The sequence below is a fragment of the Mesorhizobium norvegicum genome, assembly GCF_004919685.1.
In the GTDB taxonomy this organism is placed as follows: Bacteria; Pseudomonadota; Alphaproteobacteria; order Rhizobiales; family Rhizobiaceae; genus Mesorhizobium; species Mesorhizobium norvegicum.
Genome location: NZ_SMYZ01000064.1, coordinates 1 through 17,362 on the forward strand (window position 1 = coordinate 1; position 17,362 = coordinate 17,362).

15 protein-coding genes and 2 pseudogenes are annotated in these 17,362 nt (G+C 57.8%); 11 read left to right on the forward strand and 6 right to left on the reverse strand.

The features are described 5' to 3' along the window. Window positions 1–242 precede the first annotated feature (242 nt). Window positions 243–404, forward strand: coding sequence for a hypothetical protein (locus FCU66_RS41260; RefSeq protein ID WP_168991791.1), 162 nt, complete (start codon window positions 243–245; stop codon window positions 402–404). Window positions 405–453: 49 nt separating this feature from the next. Here the strand turns inward: FCU66_RS41260 and FCU66_RS25535 are convergent, their stop codons facing one another. Together FCU66_RS25535 and FCU66_RS25540 are read right to left on the reverse strand one after the other, a co-directional pair. Further along, a complete protein-coding gene (locus FCU66_RS25535; RefSeq protein WP_136616989.1) occupies window positions 454–768 on the reverse strand; it encodes a DUF3303 domain-containing protein in 315 nt (104 codons plus the stop codon). 198 nt (window positions 769–966) lie between these two features. Then, window positions 967–1,179 carry a helix-turn-helix domain-containing protein gene (locus FCU66_RS25540; RefSeq protein WP_136616990.1) on the reverse strand — a complete coding sequence of 71 codons (213 nt, stop codon included), beginning with the start codon at window positions 1,177–1,179 and terminating at the stop codon, window positions 967–969. Window positions 1,180–1,284: 105 nt separating this feature from the next. Between FCU66_RS25540 and FCU66_RS25545 the strand changes: the two genes are divergently transcribed. The 3 genes from FCU66_RS25545 (at window position 1,285) to FCU66_RS42570 (ending at window position 3,266) form a co-directional block, all read left to right on the forward strand. Next, the gene (locus tag FCU66_RS25545) at window positions 1,285–1,776 is read left to right on the forward strand and encodes a hypothetical protein (protein ID WP_136616991.1); all 492 of its coding nucleotides are present in this window, start codon (window positions 1,285–1,287) and stop codon (window positions 1,774–1,776) included. Further along, the gene (locus FCU66_RS25550) at window positions 1,773–2,168 is read left to right on the forward strand and encodes a hypothetical protein (protein WP_136616992.1); all 396 of its coding nucleotides are present in this window, start codon (window positions 1,773–1,775) and stop codon (window positions 2,166–2,168) included. Before FCU66_RS25545 ends, FCU66_RS25550 begins: the two co-directional genes overlap by 4 nt. 915 nt (window positions 2,169–3,083) lie before the next feature. Continuing rightward, entirely contained in the window at window positions 3,084–3,266 is a 183-nt protein-coding gene (locus FCU66_RS42570) for a type IV toxin-antitoxin system AbiEi family antitoxin domain-containing protein (protein WP_281277037.1), read from the forward strand. A gap of 342 nt (window positions 3,267–3,608) precedes the next feature. Here the strand turns inward: FCU66_RS42570 and FCU66_RS25560 are convergent, their stop codons facing one another. Together FCU66_RS25560 and FCU66_RS41265 are read right to left on the reverse strand one after the other, a co-directional pair. Further along, complete coding sequence (locus FCU66_RS25560) at window positions 3,609–4,067, reverse strand: Ros/MucR family transcriptional regulator (RefSeq protein WP_136616993.1); 459 nt, start codon at window positions 4,065–4,067, stop codon at window positions 3,609–3,611. Window positions 4,068–5,082: 1,015 nt separating this feature from the next. After that, window positions 5,083–5,571 (reverse strand): hypothetical protein, encoded by a 489-nt coding sequence (locus tag FCU66_RS41265; RefSeq protein WP_168991792.1) that lies wholly within the window; start codon window positions 5,569–5,571, stop codon window positions 5,083–5,085. Window positions 5,572–7,860: 2,289 nt separating this feature from the next. Between FCU66_RS41265 and FCU66_RS25570 the strand changes: the two genes are divergently transcribed. From FCU66_RS25570 to FCU66_RS25600, 6 genes are all read left to right on the forward strand, one after another. Beyond that, entirely contained in the window at window positions 7,861–8,718 is an 858-nt protein-coding gene (locus FCU66_RS25570; protein ID WP_136616994.1) for a hypothetical protein, read from the forward strand. A 21-nt stretch (window positions 8,719–8,739) separates the two neighbouring features. Next, window positions 8,740–9,663, forward strand: coding sequence for a M12 family metallopeptidase (locus FCU66_RS25575; RefSeq protein WP_136616995.1), 924 nt, complete (start codon window positions 8,740–8,742; stop codon window positions 9,661–9,663). Next, window positions 9,585–10,988 carry a trypsin-like serine peptidase gene (locus tag FCU66_RS25580; RefSeq protein WP_136616996.1) on the forward strand — a complete coding sequence of 468 codons (1,404 nt, stop codon included), beginning with the start codon at window positions 9,585–9,587 and terminating at the stop codon, window positions 10,986–10,988. Before FCU66_RS25575 ends, FCU66_RS25580 begins: the two co-directional genes overlap by 79 nt. A 105-nt stretch (window positions 10,989–11,093) precedes the next feature. Further along, window positions 11,094–11,876 (forward strand): hypothetical protein, encoded by a 783-nt coding sequence (locus FCU66_RS25585; RefSeq protein WP_136616997.1) that lies wholly within the window; start codon window positions 11,094–11,096, stop codon window positions 11,874–11,876. Window positions 11,877–12,288: 412 nt separating this feature from the next. After that, window positions 12,289–12,894 carry a BRCT domain-containing protein gene (locus FCU66_RS25595; RefSeq protein WP_136616998.1) on the forward strand — a complete coding sequence of 202 codons (606 nt, stop codon included), beginning with the start codon at window positions 12,289–12,291 and terminating at the stop codon, window positions 12,892–12,894. Window positions 12,895–12,956: 62 nt separating this feature from the next. Then, entirely contained in the window at window positions 12,957–13,727 is a 771-nt protein-coding gene (locus FCU66_RS25600) for a hypothetical protein (protein WP_136616999.1), read from the forward strand. Window positions 13,728–14,188: 461 nt separating this feature from the next. Here the strand turns inward: FCU66_RS25600 and FCU66_RS25605 are convergent. Beyond that, window positions 14,189–14,509, reverse strand: a pseudogene (locus FCU66_RS25605) (transposase); the annotation flags it as partial. 707 nt (window positions 14,510–15,216) lie between these two features. On the opposite strand from FCU66_RS25605, the pseudogene FCU66_RS25615 reads away from it, so the two are divergent. Further along, a pseudogene (locus tag FCU66_RS25615) lies at window positions 15,217–15,375 on the forward strand (helicase HerA-like domain-containing protein); the annotation flags it as partial. Window positions 15,376–15,522: 147 nt separating this feature from the next. Here FCU66_RS25615 and FCU66_RS25620 read toward each other — a convergent pair. Then, window positions 15,523–16,488 (reverse strand): hypothetical protein, encoded by a 966-nt coding sequence (locus tag FCU66_RS25620; RefSeq protein WP_136617001.1) that lies wholly within the window; start codon window positions 16,486–16,488, stop codon window positions 15,523–15,525. Between the last annotated feature and the right edge of the window lie 874 nt (window positions 16,489–17,362).

The window sequence follows — 17,362 nt, forward strand, 5'->3', positions numbered from 1 at the left end:
GATGGAGCGGCCCGGCACCCTTGTTGGGTGGGGCGAGGGCACCGGGCCTAACCGGCGGGATGTGCTTGCGGGAACATCGCCACCGGCTGGAAACCTTATGCGCTTCTGCTAATTTAAAGTGAAGCAAATCGAAAGAAGAGTGCGTGCGGCGGGTGGTGCCCTCCATCGCCTGCCGAAGATCGGGCCTCCGATCGGCCCGCGTCCTCCGCCAGAGGCGCGGGCTTTAGCTGACCGGGGAAGGGATGACCGACAAGCCCGCCACAACCTACATCGTCAGCGTCTTCGAGAAGCCGCACTGGCGCACGGTGCTGACCACCAAGGACAAGGCGAAGGCCCTGGCGATGGCCAAGGAAATCGGCGACAAGGTGCGGGTCGAGGAGATCACGCCAAAGCCGAAGGGCTAGGGTCACCCCCCTAACACGAAGCGGACATTTGGCTGGGATCTCTCAAATATCACTTATGTTTGAGTCCATCGCGCCAAGCAATCGCTTCTAGTTCGACCCGGACAGCGTCCTCGATAGCAATCACGGGTCGTGCCTGGAATTCAAAAGCAGGCCAGGTGGAGCATACCTTGTGAACGGCCACCGGATCGTCGCAATCCACCAATATATGCCCACCCCACTCGCCCACTCGCACAACGAACAACTCGATCTTGAAATTGTCGGGCGCCTTCCACTGAGTGAATACCTCCAGTATCCGTTTCTGGGCATTCTCGTACTCTGTAGGCGATCCTTGCGGGCGTTCGAACCAGCTGATCATGTACTTCATTGTCATCCTCCCACTATTTGAAGTGAAATCCTCGCGCGATGTGCGACTGGACGTAAGTCCCGCCAACGCCTACGGATTTACGCCCCTAGCGTGCGCCTACTTTCGGTTACCTGCAAGAAGTGAGGCTTGGGAGCGGAGCCCCGCCTTCATTTCGTTACTACCGTTGATCCCGGCCTGACCGTCGCGCAACTGATCTGGCTACGGCTGCGGCTTTGCCAGCCTCACGCCAGCGCCGCCGCCATTCTCGGGGATGAACTCGACGCCGGCCGATTCGAGGGCGAGGCGGATTGCAGCGACAGTGTCAGGTGCACCGGAAGAATGGCCGTTTTCGAAGCGAGTAACCGTCATCGACGAGAGGCCGGCTTTGACCGCCAGTTGGCGCACGCCGATCTGAAGCGCGGCCCTAGCCATTCGGCATTGTGATGGTGTGATCATTTCGCGGCCCTGTTGACACTGTAAACAGGCAATGGCATGTTTACCCTGTAAACAGTCTATCCAACCCAAAGGGGATTTACAATGCCGAACACCCATGTTCTGGCGGCCGGCGAAGCTATGCCCGCTGCCGAGGTAATGCCCATCCTGGGGAGATTTTCCCGCCGCGCCATGCTTGGCGCCCTTGCTTCAGTTCCAGCCATAGGGGCGGCTACAGCGGCGGTTGCCGTCACGACGCCGCCGAAAGTGTTTCCGAATTTTGGAAGCATCCCGGCCGCGGCTGCGCAGGCCGATCCTCTGGCCGACGCCTTCGCCGAGTATCACGCCAAGATGGCGGAGTTCATGGCGATCCCGATCGAGCAGATAACCACCCAAGACAACGAAGATGCGCTTGTCGCGGCAACCTATGGCCCGGTGTCAGACAGGCTGTGGCATGCCACCCCGCAGGCGACGAGCAACCGGGGCGTGGCTGAAGCTATCCGCTATGCGCTTGATGAGCGCTCGGTCATCGACCGTATAGCAGAGGCCGCTCTGGTCTCGGCGCTGGCGTTCCTCGATGGGGAGCGCGGCTCATGAACGCCCACACGCCCATTCTGAAGCCCCTGGGAATGCCGAAGGGGATGGACCCGCGCGAATGGCGCCAGTCGGTCGAGAAGCGCCTGAACGACCTGCTTGACCACGCCATGTCGCTGATCACCGCGCTCGACATGATGGAAGCCGATTGCGATCTGGAGGAAACCGCAGACGACGAGCCCTCTCTGGGCTGGGGCCATCGCGGCGGGCAGTCATTCCTGTCCGTCACCGCGCCCAACCCCGGCCCCAGCGACACATGCGATCTGGAGCTCGACAAGTGCGATGACGAGGACGGCGGCGATCTGGAGGGCTACTGTCCCGGCGACTACGGCGAAACCGTCATGTGGCCCGACGATCTGGAATCGCAGGAAGTGCTTGTGAGGAGCGGGATATGACCGGCCCGAGCGACAGTCTCGACGACCTCGAAGGCGACATTACCTCTCGACGCTCATTCAAACGACATATGATGTCGCCACCAACAAGCCGCTGCCAGAGAGCATCGCAAGCGATATGCAGCAAGTCCTGCATCTGCTGTGGATAGCTCGCGACCTCGCCGAGCAATTGATCGTGTCAATGGAGGCCTGCCATCAGAAGGTGATGGACGAGCGCAAAGCCGCCGGCTGATCATTCTTCCCGACCGGAATAATGAAGCCCGCTGCCTCACGGTGGCGGGCTTTTTACGGTAGGAAGGCCACCTTGTGCCCGCATTCGCCGCACTTGAACAAATCGCTTTCGCCACCGCTCCCTTGGCCAACCATGGGCTCGTGCTTTGCTCGCAATATCCAACAGCGCGGGCATTGTGGCGTCTCGTCAATGATGGGCTGATACCTATGCACGCGGCTAGCCGCAGAGGCAGCGTTGTCCAGACTGGATTTCAGTTTTGCCCCAGTTTCATCGTGAAGGGCCAGATAGCGCCGTAGTTTTCCGGCCTTCCGTTCCTCCGTGAAAGCTAACTCTGCGGCCTCGGCCTTGAGCGTTTCCCTTAGATCGACCATCCCAGGCAAAGCCCCTCCCAACGTTTGCGTCCATGTCGCGTGGACCTGCCGATAGTCGCAGGAACGCGATGGAAATCAATGTGGCCTGTGCTGCCTGGGATTCGTGGATTTTCTGAAATGTAGCCCGGGACGTAGCCCTGGTGGAACTTTCCCGCAAATGAGGGAAGGTAGCGATTGCGGCTAAGCCATTGAAAAGATTGGCTCCCCGGGCCGAATGAAACCGCGAACTACGAGCTGCCGATCCCCCTCGAAACTACGCTAAAACCTTCCGTCAAGACTCGCAAGCGTGACCGAGAGCGCGCGGAGCGCATCGAATTGGCCGGCGGGCCTGGGCCATCCCTCCGAGACCGCGCTGTCGCATTTGCCCGTGAAAAGGGTGAAGTGCGAACGCGCGAGCTGACTGAGATCGGAATTCCCCGCTGCTATCTGGCCCGGATGTGCGACGAGGGGCTGCTCAGCAAGGTTGGCTATGGAATCTACCGCGCCACAGATCGCTAGGTGGTATCATTAGATTTTGGCTAAGCCGTGGTTTGCCGAGAGCATTCTTGACGTCGTTAACACGCGGGAAGAGGCGCGAGCTCCTGCACGGGTCGGGCAGGATGGTGACCTTCGCGCCGTATCCGAGGCCGTTGTCGATCATCGCGAAGCGGCCCGATGATAGCTTCAGGCGCTGGCGATAGGTGCCTGAGACGTGTTCGCCGGCTATTGCCGCCCCGCTAGGAAAAAAGACCGGCGCCCTCGCTGGGAGGTTGCCCGAATGGCGCCGGCCAGACGGTCCTTTTCAGGTCCGCCGCTCTCAAGACATAGCTGAGTCTTTCCGTTACGTCAGGTGGTGACCGACTAGGCTCTGGCTTTCCGCTTCGCAGGTGCCTTCTTGGCTGGTACGACGGGTTTAGCCTTGCGGCCAAGCCCGATGGACTTTGCAAGTTGCGAGCGCTGAGCGGCGTAATTTGGAGCTGTCATAGGGTAATCGTGCGGCAAGTTCCATTTGGCGCGATAGGCGTCCGGTGTCAGGCCGAAGTCCGTGCTAAGATGCCGCTTCAGGGATTTGAACTTCTTCCCGTCTTCGAGGCAGATAATGAAGTCCGGCGTCACCGACCTCTTCGGGTTGACCGCGGGAGTTTGCGGCTCAACGACGGGTGAGATCGGCGTGCCAAGTCCGGACAGCGAAGCATGAACCGATGCTATCACGTCCGGCAAACCAGACACCGGCAATGGATTGTTGCTGACATATGCTGAGACAATGTCGGCTGTTAACTCAGCTAGTTCGGCAGCGCGGGTATCGGTTTGGTCGGTCATTGGTGGTCCTTTTGTCTGATTTATCCCCTCTCTATTGGTTGATGATCAACGACGCAACCGCCCTCCTAAGCCTGGTCTATCGAACTGCAGTGGAGCCGACGCAGAATTCGTACGGACCTCGGACAACCCTTTGATGTTATTTCAGAAGTAGTAGCGACCGTAGAGCGAACGAGGCTTGTGGAGCGAAGTTGCCTGCCGAGCATCCGGTTTGGCTGGGGTTCCTGGTAGCTTTTCGAACTTTCTGTCTTGCACCTCCAGTCGAGATGCGCGCTTCTAAAGAATGTCGGTATGCCTGTCTCCGCAGTGGTGCAACGTGAGTACGGGGGTCGAGCCGGTGGAGCGCTACCGCCGATACCGCGCCGCAACTGAGTTCGTCTGTTGAAGCGACTTCGCAAGCGAGGCCAGCAGGTTCAAATCCTGTCCCCGCAACCACTTTCATCATAAATCAATCACCGTCCCGGTCTAACCGGGGCGGTTTTGCGTTTGAGAGAAACGAAGACTTTCATCCTCCAGCCATCGCATCGCGGCAGGTGAAGGCCGAGATGCGCGTTGCCGGCGGCGATCAGCGCACCTGAGCACCGCGGTTGTGGGCAAGCTTTCGATGAGGGAGTATCGCAAGACAGGTGAGTGGTGCGGTGAGGTTTGACCAGCAAGCCTTTCGTTGGCATTCGGTTGTTTGTAGATTAGCTAACCACGGCCCGCAGTGACTGCACCAAGACTTCTGTAGCTGGTCGGCGAATTCGTCGACTCTCTCCACCGGTCCCTCCTGCACGCTCAATAGCACGGTCGCACCATCGCTTTTTTGAAAGCGATCCCAATGAGTGACATATGGGAAGACCGGCAAGAGGCACATGCATGACACGACGAGAATTTTCCCGCGAGGAACTCTTGGCATTAGTCTGGGAAAATTGACCAGCGAGATCGCAAAGGAACTCGGCATTTCCGATGTGGCGCTCGCCAAGCTTTGCAGGCGCCTGCAGGTCCCCAAGCCACCTCGAGGCTATTGGGCCAAGGTTCAGGCAGGAGGAGGTCCCCGGCGCCCACCGTTGGGTGCCTTCCGCGAAGAGATCGATCGGCGCGCCGGGGCGAAACCGTGCGCATACAAGCAGCCGGAACTCTCTCCAATCTTCAACAGCAGTTCTACAGCGCCGCGATAGCCGACCTTCAAGGCGTCGACGCTGCCGCGGTTATCGGAAACAGACTCCCGGACCTCGATCCGAACCTCGCGGCGCAACTTTTGCTGCTGATCCAGAACCGCGCTCACGAGCGGATCAAGCAGGGAAAGATCGATGCCCAATGGAGCCACTCGCTGCAGGGAAGCGCTGCAAGTCTCGTTGGAAAGCTGCTTCCATTCGCCAGGCCCCAGCTTCTCGTTTTTTGAGAGCGAGCAAAGAAACGGTGGTCGAGCGGGAACGGTCCCGCCGTTCTTGTCCGCCTGACCGCTCCCTGGCAGGAGCGGATTGCCTCTCTGGTGCGCATGGTCCGCGAACACCAACTCCACCATGTGGTGATGCCGTTGACGTCGGCGGACCATTCCTGGTCTACCCGCTACATCCATACTCCGGATTCGCGCATGTTTCTGGACAGCACCCTCTGCATCTCACCTCAGAAATTTAGGTGCAAAGCACGCGACGTGCCTGGCGCGAGGAAGAGCCGCCTGAGTGCATAGGTACCGCTTGGCGCTGCGCGAAATCATGCCATCGACTACATGCCCACTCGCGAAGTACCCCTGCCTTCCTCCATTACCAGAGCGAATGTTGCGCCCTACCGCGGTCGGCTCCAAGCATTGATAGACGCAAAGCACGTTTGCGAAACGCTGTCTGGAGCCGCGCGCGCGATGGAGCGAAACGTGCCCACCCATACCCTCGCGCTGGCCGACAGAATCTGGTTTGGCGGTGACCGCCCGTTTCGGTCGGCCCCCGATGCCTGGTCGCGGATCGAAGAAGAGTTGGATCAATGGGAGACGGAGCTTCGAGGGCGAACGCTCGGCAGTGGCAAAATCAATCCTCGGGATCGATATCGGTGATATCGTGACCGGACAGGTTCAAGGCCGCATTATCCGCATTTCTGTAACGAACACGGCGGTCTATTCCAGTGAGAAAGGCATCATCTTCGGTCGACGGAACCCGCTTCCGGAAGGACGGCACGCTCGGCAAGCAGCAGGAGGCGATCAGGCTGTATCTCGCAGATGACGTGTAGACGGCCTTGCGTGCCCAACGCAGCCCACCCGCGATCGTGCACGTACACAGGACCGGTCGTGCGGCGGCAGCTGCTGTTATGATATGCTTTGATACTTCTTCGCGAGTTGTAGCTACGTCTCCAGTGCCGGTTGAACGCCTCAAACAATCCGACCCCTTTCATTTATCCCTGGGAGGTCCAGTTTGCCTTGGGCTTCATGCCGGCTTTACGGAGTTTCTGTTTAACGCCTCCGGTAGAACTGGGCTGTAAACTCGATGGAGAGACAAGAATTGAAGCCGTCTCCTAGAGCCGCGATCGCCCGGGAGTTGGATTCGATCCGATCAAACCCATCAAGGAGCGACCAACATTTTCGGCGCAATCAAAATCCCTTCTACTTTTCGCGACGCATCTACATCCCCGATTACATCCCCCGATCGAAAACTATTTCTTGGTTCCATCAGCCACAGGAAATGCGACCGATTCTAGGCCGCGCTCTTTTCGATCTATTCCGTTCAACTACATAGTGGTGAAGCAGATGACATCGATCCGGTGCTGAGGTTTGCGTAGAAGGGGAGGACGACGACAATGCAGATTTTTCGACCTGTTATGCGCGGCGTAATTATAGGAAATTGCGCAATGCAGTTGGCGTTTTTGCCACAACTCGCATATGCGGATGATTTAGATGAGTGTGTGAGTAACTCTGTCGAACTGCGTGAGCAGTGTTTGCAAGACGCTCAGGGGCGGGAAGACGATGTAAGGTGGTGCTGGGAAAGTTATAACCGTCACGTCGATCTGTGTTCTGCGCTATATGCACGATAATTACCCGTCTAGAGTCGAATTCATGCATAGTGGGTCGCTTCAGCAGCGTGCTCCGTCCCAGCAAGAGCGCAAGCTGCGCTTCCGGCCGGACGCCGGCACGGGGTCGACAATTGGTTTCGAACGGCTGCGCCGAGAGGCGAGCCGATGGAGGGGCGATTGACCGGATGTCGGCTTCGACGGCATAGAATTGGCCGATCGGCAAAGACCTGAAACGCGATCGGCGCATTGTGAGCCTCCGCAACGTCATAGAGCTTGCGCCGGGTATGCGCCCAACAGGAGCAAGAAGTGATGTCTCCTTGCCGGCGAGTTGGTCGAAGCCCGCATAATATGCGCCTAGCCCTTGAAGTGCTCGAAATGTGAAGCTGGACGTTCCGCCTTGCGGTGCGGCGGGATGCGGACCGACAGCCCCGGCGAAGGGCGCTGCAGTTCCGTTCGCGAAGGGCCAGGGAACTCACCGCTAACGTGCCTTCTCTGACCGCTGCATCACGTATTTTTAGGATCTGCGGTTACACTGACTGGACTGGCGACATCAAACTATGACGTACATGCACATCGCGGACGTTGAGGAACGTCAGAGAGTCTACGGGGTGTCGGCAGTTGATCTGGGGTTTTTATTATTTTCCGCTAATAGACCAGTGACAGATGGAGGGAATTATCGTAGTAGTAAAAAACATCGGTCTTAATGCAATTGCTGGGCGGTCTAGCAGGCGAAAAGCATCGCCAGGCATAGGCGTGCGGCGCGAAAATGCTAGTCGATTTGGTTCGGTTCAACGTCGTCTTGTGAGGCGTGTTGGCGATGGTTTTGCTGCGGAAAATACTCAACTTATGTCTTTCTAAACAAGGCCATCCCCGCCAGCTTGAGCGGCTGACATTCAGGACGTCTGAGGCCCTGCTTGCTCAAGCAGTGATCCTCCTGCTGCTGCTGGCCACGGTGGAGCAGGGATCGGCCGACGAACTCTCCTTCATGGTCGATTCCAGCGGCAACCGTCTCGGCGCCACCCTGGAACTTGGTGATCAAGCCATGCCCGGCGAAATTTTCGTCGACAGCCGCGGCGACGTAGGGTTCATCGATTGCGGCGGGACGCACATAGCTTTGGACTTGGCAAAAGTGCGCAAGAATAGCCAAAACTGCAGTCACCATCGATCGGAGTGGTCCGGGAGCATTTTTAAGCACGTTACTGTCGTGAAGAACGCAATCGAAGAACCGTCAGGCCAAATAAGCACGGTAACAACGCCCCTCAAGTTCCACAAATTTGATCCAGCCTGTATGACTGGAACGTGTCAAAAAACTTTTGAGGATTGTGCTGCGTGCGAGCCCATCGATCCGACTGATCCCACGGGATGTCTGGGCAATCCAGCCTGCGAGACGATCCTGAATGGAATTGTTGATCGCAGGCCAAATGACGCGAATGGGCTTCCACCCGATTTGTCTAACTCTCACTTCTTACTTCTGGATCAAGGCGGAGACTTTCGTCCCCTGTCGCAGGCGATTCCCGGGGCGCTTGACCTCGGCGGCGGCAATGAGAGGGCACCGGCCGCGCTCCAGGCCCCCGCTCCCGTCATTGTTGCTCCGACACCGGCCGGATCAGACGGAGGTGGTCTTGGCGGCGGCGGCTTGTCGGGCGGATTTCAAGGGAGCTCTGGAGCTCAATAACACCAAGGGGAGGATTGTGAAATGCGAAAACCTGTCTATGCGTGCGCCGCGGTCGCACTCATGGTTTTGTCGCGTGGCGCCATGGCGCATGACGTCTATGGCGAGGCGGCTCAACAGAAGGGGATTTCGGCGCTTCCTCCCTCATATCAGAGCATAATCAGACGACATGAGGAATTGCGTGATCCAGATACGCAGTACAAGCTGCTCAAGAAGGCGCTTGCTGTCAACCCTCCGGCCCATTCCATCAAGCCATTGAAGCCGGGCGAACAGCCCAAACCGACCCCGCCGTCGCCGCTCCAAAGCCTGCTGGAACAGGTTGCTGATGCACAGGCCTTCTGGGACAGAGGGGAGACGCTACATGTTTGCTTTCTGAACGGCAGTATGCCGGCAAGAAAGACATTCATGACCGTCGCGCAAGAGATGGTGGACTATACGGATTTGCATCTGGACGGTTCCGTCCCGGACTGTGGATCGACTGGCGCCCAAATCCACGTGAGCTTCACCGATGACGGATACTATTCCTATGTCGGCAACGACGCCCTGCTCTTTGATGAGACCCAGCCTACTTTGAACTTGAATGGCATGGGCACCCAAGGGAATTGGACGACAACATGGACCGGAATCGCGCGCCATGAGATTGGACACATGCTTGGAATGCTGCACGAACACCAACACCCAGCTGTTGATTGCGGCTTCAAAAGTGACGAAGAAATCGCCGCGCTCCTGCATTGGAAGCTAAGCGATGTTCAAAACAATTTCGACAAGCTAAAGCTGACGCCGACGATGATTGTGACTCAATATGATCCTACGTCGGAAATGCACTATCAGCTGCCGGCTGATTTTTTTAAGAACGGGGAAAAATCCCCTTGTTACATCCTCAAGCGCAATATCGTTCTATCACCGGCCGATATAGCGTTTTTGAAGAGAATTTATCCGAAAACGTAATGCGAGTTGGCGCGACGTCCATCCTGGCTTCCCTTGTGCTCTGCCTGGTTGCAACAGGGCGCTTGGCGGCAGCGGATGGGGGCAATCTGGATGACCTTCGAAATATCGTGGTTGGGCCCCTGGTTCGTGATTGCGAGACAACGGCTTGCTTTACCCTGCTCGATACGTTGGAGGAAACCAGCGCCACCGGTATGCAGGTTGGTCTGGGCGCGTTCAAGAGCGCGGAATATGGCGATTATCTCTACGGCACGTTGGACAGTATAGGTGTCATCGTCGATGACAGCCTGCGGACCGAGTTCGAAACAGCCATATCTCAAGCACAAGCGCAGTACGACCTGTGGCTAGCGCAACCGAGCGTAACGACAGAAGAGTTGCCTGGCCCGCCTCAGTTGGACAAGCTCCCGCCTGCCTTGCGGCAGGAGATGATCGGCTACGCCCGCCAAGGCGCGGGCGCGGCTTGCTCGGTGGCGGTGAAGGCTCTGAGGGCCGCGCGAACGCAGCAAACCGATGCCGTCGACCCCAACCCCTCCCTCTTGCTTCTGCTCCAGGCGAACTACCGCTTCAGGTGTCTGGACAGGCTGGGGTCGGTCGATCCCGCATTCGATCATCTTGTTTTTTTCTTGGATGGAATGAAGGTCTCATGCGCCGGAGTCCTCCTAGCGAAAAACCTCGTGCTGACAGCTCGCCACTGTTTTGCTCCAGGCGAGCGGAGCTGGGTGTCGCGTTTCCTCATCACCGGAAAGCATTCTGCACCGCTTAGCGTAAGAGAGGTCCCTGGGCGGCAAGCAATCGTGCTGGGTGACCGCGGGGCGTCATATCGCGCAGTCCCGGCCAACCTTCCGTTCAATCTGGATCTCGAACATTACGATCCGATTTCCGAGCGGGGCTCGGATTATCTCCTTATCGAATTGGTCGATTACAACAAAACCCTGACCCCACTCCCGGTCGGTCAACCTACACTCGGCGCGAAGGTCGTGATTCCGGCCTTTCTGGGCGACACATCCGCCCTTCGAGATCCGGCGTCAGCTGCAGCGGCGGAGGGATCGCTCAGAGTTGACAATAGCCCTCTGTGCTCGGTTCTGGCCGTTGTAGGGAAATGCCTCATACACACCTGTCAGACCGATGGCGGATATAGTGGAACACCTATTTTGCAGAAGCAAGGTGATCGGTATGTCGTCGTGGGCGTCCATACTGGTACCTTTGCCTCCGATGTCGAGCCGGCATGTGGTTTCTCTCGCGGAAGCTTCTTCCGCAACTATGGTGTTGAGATCGACGTGGGCGGCCTCAATGAAACAATCCATGCGCCCGCCGAAGGACCGCGTTGAATATTGCATAAAAATGTATTAGCGTGCGTTAAATGCAATAAAGTCACGCGTTGTGAGATTTGTTGCGCACAAATAATGGGGCTGGACCAGATTAGGGGCTGCACAATGCAGAAGCGCAGTTGCATTCTCGCAATGGTTGGCATCTCGGCTATGAGCGGCTGTGCAAGCCTGCCAGCGCCGACAGGTCAGTGGGCGCCTATTCCAGTCGACCTTTTCGTGAACTCCCTGAAGTGCGACTATGCCAACTACATGGTCAATTATCACGGCAGACACCTGCCGTTGAACGGCTGGCCGGTTACCGGCACAATGGTTCTGAACGTTGCTCAGGGAATCGATCGAAAGACAGGAGCTGCAGTATCTGGCCTGGTGCCGTATCAAGGTGTTTCCGTCGACTTTGGAATTTCGTCTCAAACAGCCAGAAAAAACACCATTATTACGACTATAACATTTGATCTCGACCCCAAGGTTTCGGACACGCTGATCTGCGACAAACTGGAAAAGGCGGGAATAAAGCCGGGGCTTGGATTTGGAGCGTGGCTTTGGGGTGTCGCAGGTAGTCTGGATAAGGCCTATGAAGGCGCACCTTTGTTCGCGGTTGGTCAATTGGATTTTCAAACCGTTTTTTCTGTTGAGCAGAACGTGAACGCGAACGGGAGCCTGGGGCTTAAGATGATCCCGCTTTCTCTGTCGGCATCGCAGCTTGCAACGCGGGCAGACGTGCAGACAATCAGTGTCAAGATGGTCCCGAACGACATCGTCATCGGCTTCGATAAGAAGGGAAAGCCGAAGACCAGGAAGAACAAGAAGCAGTTCTCGATCGGGGACCTGATGTCGCAACAAAAGCCAGCGGACAACACCATTGCCCCAAAGATGTTGGTGGCACCGTAGCTATCACCGCTTCGTGGGCGACTGCCGGCGCGCCTACGGCGCCAGCGTGGCGGCGTGGATGGTAGAGCATGGCCAGGCGCTCGATTGGCCCCGCTACAGCCACGGCGCCTACGCGTCGTAACAGGCCAAGGCCAAGGCGGCGAGGCTTGGTCTATGAGTTGGCAAGTTCGATGCGCCTTGTGACTGGCGCGCATCGCATGGCGACGTGCAGGACCGTCGAGCCAGCCGCTCGGCATCATCAGTCGTAAGTTGGTCGCGCAAAGCGGCGGACTTTCGTGCGAGCCCCGGCGATACTGCTCGCAAATCATTTCCTGCGAAGACGCCCAATGGTATCTGTATAATTGCGTGGGGCCGCAAGCTGGATAGGAATGGTGACGGGGTAGCATGCGAGACGCTTTGCTGGGAGGGGTTCATGGGCGACAAGTTTTACAACCGCGTCGGCGGCGATCGTATTTCTTTGCGGCAGATCGATGAGTTGATAGGGTTAGCGCGCGGCCTCGCTGCCGACGAGAGTATCAACAAGGCGGAAGTCGAGTTTCTTCAAAAGTGGCTGGGCGCGAACGTCGAGATTAGCGATCAGCCGATCGTCCGGACGCTGTACCGACGGGTCAATGAAATCCTTGCGGACGGCTTGCTCGATGCCGATGAACATACCGACCTTCTCGATACGTTGAACAGCTTCTCGAACCGAGATTTCGAACTCGGGGAAGTGTTGAAGCCGACCACCCTGTCCCTTTGCAATCCGCCTCCGCATTTGACCTTTGAAGGTCGGTCGTACTGTTTCACCGGAACGTTCAATTATGGCCAGCGAAAATACTGCGAGCAGGCCATAGCGGATCTTGGCGGCCGCGCCGGCAGTTTGACGCAAAGGACCGACGTGCTCGTGATCGGTGCCTACGCCACGGAGTCTTGGAAGCACTCATCGTTTGGCGACAAGATTTTCAAAGCGACCGCCTGGCGCGACGAGGGGTTGCCAATCTCGATTGTCGCCGAGAGCCACGGGGTCGGTTTTCTCTGACTTCTTCCGTTCGTTTGGCAGCGTCTCATACCATCAGCACCCTATTCGACCGAGGTGGAACGATGCGACACAAGGCGTTCAGCGATCAGATCCGCCTGGCTCGGCGATTTGCATGTCGCTTCATTACGAGCGTGATCGCGCTCGCAGTTGCAACGGCAGCTGGGTGCAGCTCCATAGATTACCAGAAGCTCACCACCGGTGAGATATCCGGCAGCTTGTTCGTCATGTGGGTCGGTGAAGGCAACAGTTCCGGCGACGGGAATTTCCTGTTCGTGCCCGACCCTCACGACCCCTTAATCTTCAATCGGGCCGATCCGACGGCTCCAGGTAGTAAGATCAAGCCGGGGCTCATGTACACGGACGGCGGCTCAATCCCGAAAATCGCGCAGGTCTTTAAGGGGCTCTCACCTTGGGGCTACGCGCCGGCCTACATGATCCACGACTGGATCTTCATCGCGCATCACTGCATCGTCGACGGCAGCACCGAGAAGAGGTTCGACCAAGTCCGTGGCGTCGAGTTCGACGACTCCGCAGCGATCCTCGGCGAGGCAATCAAGGCGTTGATCGCGACGCGCCAGGTCGCTCCAAACGATGTTGCACCCAGCGCCATCACCGCAGCCGTGGGAAGCGCAATCGCCAAGAACCTTTGGGACGAGAAGGGAGCCTGTAAGTCGTTACAGGTCAGCGCGAAAGATATTGCTTCAGCAGAGGCGGCGATACCTGGCTCGACATCCAAAGCTCAAAATCTGAGAACCTTCCAAATACCAGAAACCGTCGCACCGGTGGTCCGAGCAGTGAGGCCCGCGAAGATCATAGCACGCTTGTCCTTCTGACGTGAGCGTCGAGCCAACCCATGGCGGGCCGGCGTGCGGCGACCGACCATCGAAACGGCTGTCATGGGTGATCGTCATGGACGGAGCGCGAATGGCGGCCCTTATCGGACAAGTCCGCTTTCAGCAGACGTCATAAACCAATTGAACGACCGAAAAGCTGAAGGGTTTCGGGTGCCGTCTGGCGTACGAAAGTCTCTCATGCGGGAAACCGCGGGCCGCATGCTGTGAGCTATCGGGTTTTGCGTTTCGGGCTGTGCCAGCGCTTTTCGCGAACTTCCGCAGAGGGTGCGGTGGGCATGTCGTGGAAGCGGCTTCCGGGCCACGTCGCAGAGCCTGTAGCGTTGTTTTCGACGGGATTGATGTGCGGGACGACCGGCACCACAGCAAAGTGCAGATGACATCCCGTTGACCGGCGCCGGCGCTGCGCTGCGCGGTCGTACGAGCAACTTGGCCATGCCGGGTCATGGGGCGTTCTCCCGGTTTGGCGCTCGTGGGGCAGGCGGTGCCCGAGGCTGGCGCCACCGTTCGAACCTCTCGATGACCACCATGCGTCCGCCGCAGCAAGGGCAAGGCGGGCGGACGTCAGCCGGTTCTTCCCGAGTGTCATGTTCCGGCGGCGGAGCGACGTTCAGCAGTTCGCGCGCGAGTGCGAGGCTGGCCTTGCGGGCGGAGCCGGCGAGCAGGCCGTAGTGGCGGATGCGATGGAAGCCGCGCGGCAGGACGTGGAGCAGGAACCGACGGATGAACTCGTCGGTGGCGAGCGTCATGACGCGCTGGCAGTCAAACCAAACACCAAACCGGCCTGCTCAACGCGGGCCGTCGCGTTGTGCGCCTCGATGCGGGTCTTTCTCTGTTCGGCTGTCGTCACCGGCTGATTTGAGCTGTCATCAGGGACCCGCAAGGAAGACCAAGCCGACGCCGCGGGACAAAGAAGCCACATCCTGTCCCCGCAACCAATTCTATCATAACTCGATAACCGTCCCGGTCTAGCCGGGGCGGTTTTTTGCGTTGGCGGGCGCACAATCGTCGTCGTCGATCGTCAGCCGGCCGAAATGGCATAGTCTTTCAACACAAATTGCCCCAACGCCATCCTCCCTGCGACGCTAGGCTCTCGCGGTCAAAGAGATGGTGCCGACCTTTTCCCTGCTGCCAACAATGCGCTATCAATCCAGCATCGGCCGCCCAAGAGAGGAGTGCATTCTCGCCTATGAGCGCACTTGCCCGCTTGCGCGGGACGCACCGACCTTGACCGTCACATCCGCTGGGTGTCGCACGTCGACGGCCGGGGTATGACCGATGGAAAAGCTTCCACACCTCACCAGTGAAGCACTGTCCTCGCTTCAGTGGCACGCCGCCAAGGGCGGCCAGCGCTGGAAAAGCGTCCAGTGCCGCGCGTAGACGGCCCGTGCTCCATTTGACGATGCCGGCACGTTGCGCACGCTGCGCAACACCCTTGGGTCGTCATCATTGGACGGCTTCAAGCTGACCCATGGCAACCGTCGTCGTCGAAATCGGCCGTACGGCCACCGGCGCCATGGTCGCGCTGCCCTTACGCCTGGCTAACCGCCACGGCCTCGTCACCGGAGCCACCGGCACCGGAAAGACGGTCAGCCTGCAGTGCCTTGCCGAGCAATTCAGCGCCGGCGGGCGCTTCGCCCGAGCCAAACCTCTATCTGAAACACGTTCCGACAATCGACGTCAGCGCGGACCCGAGGAGGACAGTCAGGCGAAGCCTGGTTGAGAAAGCCGCTTGGGAGGCGGTAGCGACGGCCGGGCTGAAAATGGCGGGCGTCCTCTAGTCGTCCGTTTCAACAAAGTCAGCTTCGGGAACAATCGGCGTATCATACGTGATGAGTTGCCGCTGCATCACCCGCTCGATGCGAGCGTCTGCAACGGAATATTCGTTCACAGGACGCCCCAATCCTCCCTCCGCAGACTTGGTACCAATGAGTTTGATGATCCCCGCACTTTCCCAAGATTGAATTCTCGTTCTAGCCGATTGGGCACCCACTCTGAAGACGCGCTGGACATCTTTGTTGGTGAACGAAGTTCTGTTGAGCCTGAAGATCTGGGCAAGTAATCGATCGCCATAGATCGTGCCGATCCGATCCGTCACGTACACATCTAAGCCAATTTCGATAGACTCGGCCGTTAGCATCTCGGACTTCTCACTGTCGGCGTGCACGATGTCGTGCTCACGAACTATGACGTCCATTATGCGAATGACCTCTCGGGGCGATCTCATAGAGACCTTGACGATCAGGGCAAGCGTAGCAGCAATATCAACTTCGCTGCGGAAAAACCCCGCCCAAGGAAACCGCTTGTCGCTGAAGTATTCGGTTCGCCTATCCAGCATCAAACTGAAAAATTTGTCGTCCCAGGTAACGGTCGCGTACCCTAATTTGTCAAGCCGGACCGGCCTCTCACTGCCCTCAAAAATGCCCTTGACGGCAGTCCAGAGAAAGAAAATCCAGCCAAATCCTGACACTTCCATCAGTTGGACCCGCGCCAAAAGCGGATGTATCATAGCAGCGGTTTGGTCGGCGGAATTGTTAGTAGCAGATGTTTCATCAACTTTGTCGATCAGCAGCGCTATGCCTGAAAAATCAAAGATACCGGCGAATCGCACCAGATTCCGGAGAACCAGAACTGAGTCGAAACCTTTGTCCTCACTTTCTGTGAGAATCTCCTTCAACGGTCCAGCCACCTCACCTTTGCCGCCCAGGGTCTTTGTGAGGACATCTGTAATTACACCGATCAACCCGGCAATCTGTCCCCACTGCTTCGTGCCCCAAAGTGCACTTTTTGACAGAAATGCCTGGTTTAAGACGGAGGTTACCCTCCGCTACGACAAGGCTTTTCTGGGCCGGAAAGCGCCTACGAAAGACCCAGCTCTGGTCGGGCGTGCAGACTATATTTGGTTGGATAGTGGTTTGAGATGGTAGCGGGAGACCGCTACATCGAGAGACCTACTATTGAGCGAGCGGTATTCAGCTTTTGGCGCCGTCCAACTTCGGCGCGCGGACTCCATCATCCTGAATCTCTTCAATATTGTGTCCCCCGCTGCGATCAAGAAACTCCGGGCTTTGCTCAGTCCTGCGGCGAGGGATTGGCGTGATCAGGAAGCCGAATTTCTCCACATAGCGCCGCTTGATCCCCTTGTATAATCAGGTCGCTCCGCTGCCTGCTGCCCGGGACATGTTCCTCAACTTTTACCTTGTGAAATCGCCACGCCGGATTGGCAGCGGCGGTCTGCTCCCACCACTTGCTAACCTCAGCCGCAAAACCCCACTCATTCACGCCGCATATCTCCGTACATGCACACTGGTTACGCCGGAGAGCTTTCGGAACAATTAACCATCTAAATGTTAGATTTAATTGGATATTGCTTAGTCACTCAAAGGGCCGGTTCGGGGAAACTCACAAAGGTTTGCTGCCCGCGCCCTTGAGCTCGTGCCAGGGTCTTTGGCTCCAGTTTCTCGCCATCGAACCGGCCACGGTGGGTTCGGTCCGCGGGCATGAAGCTGTGGTGCTAGACGACTTTGATCAGCCCCCATAGGACCAGCCTAATATCAACGAGCCAGCACGCCCTAATCGAACATTGCGATCACAGACGTGGCTAGAGTAGCGAACTC

Coding starts and splice junctions, on each gene's coding strand:
- FCU66_RS41260 (WP_168991791.1), top strand. CDS start 243: ATGACCGACAAGCCCGCCACAACCTACATCGTCAGCGTCTTCGAGAAG.
- FCU66_RS25535 (WP_136616989.1), bottom strand. CDS start 768: ATGAAGTACATGATCAGCTGGTTCGAACGCCCGCAAGGATCGCCTACA.
- FCU66_RS25540 (WP_136616990.1), bottom strand. CDS start 1,179: ATGGCTAGGGCCGCGCTTCAGATCGGCGTGCGCCAACTGGCGGTCAAA.
- FCU66_RS25545 (WP_136616991.1), top strand. CDS start 1,285: ATGCCGAACACCCATGTTCTGGCGGCCGGCGAAGCTATGCCCGCTGCC.
- FCU66_RS25550 (WP_136616992.1), top strand. CDS start 1,773: ATGAACGCCCACACGCCCATTCTGAAGCCCCTGGGAATGCCGAAGGGG.
- FCU66_RS25560 (WP_136616993.1), bottom strand. CDS start 4,067: ATGACCGACCAAACCGATACCCGCGCTGCCGAACTAGCTGAGTTAACA.
- FCU66_RS41265 (WP_168991792.1), bottom strand. CDS start 5,571: ATGGTGGAGTTGGTGTTCGCGGACCATGCGCACCAGAGAGGCAATCCG.
- FCU66_RS25570 (WP_136616994.1), top strand. CDS start 7,861: ATGGTTTTGCTGCGGAAAATACTCAACTTATGTCTTTCTAAACAAGGC.
- FCU66_RS25575 (WP_136616995.1), top strand. CDS start 8,740: ATGCGAAAACCTGTCTATGCGTGCGCCGCGGTCGCACTCATGGTTTTG.
- FCU66_RS25585 (WP_136616997.1), top strand. CDS start 11,094: ATGCAGAAGCGCAGTTGCATTCTCGCAATGGTTGGCATCTCGGCTATG.
- FCU66_RS25595 (WP_136616998.1), top strand. CDS start 12,289: ATGGGCGACAAGTTTTACAACCGCGTCGGCGGCGATCGTATTTCTTTG.
- FCU66_RS25600 (WP_136616999.1), top strand. CDS start 12,957: ATGCGACACAAGGCGTTCAGCGATCAGATCCGCCTGGCTCGGCGATTT.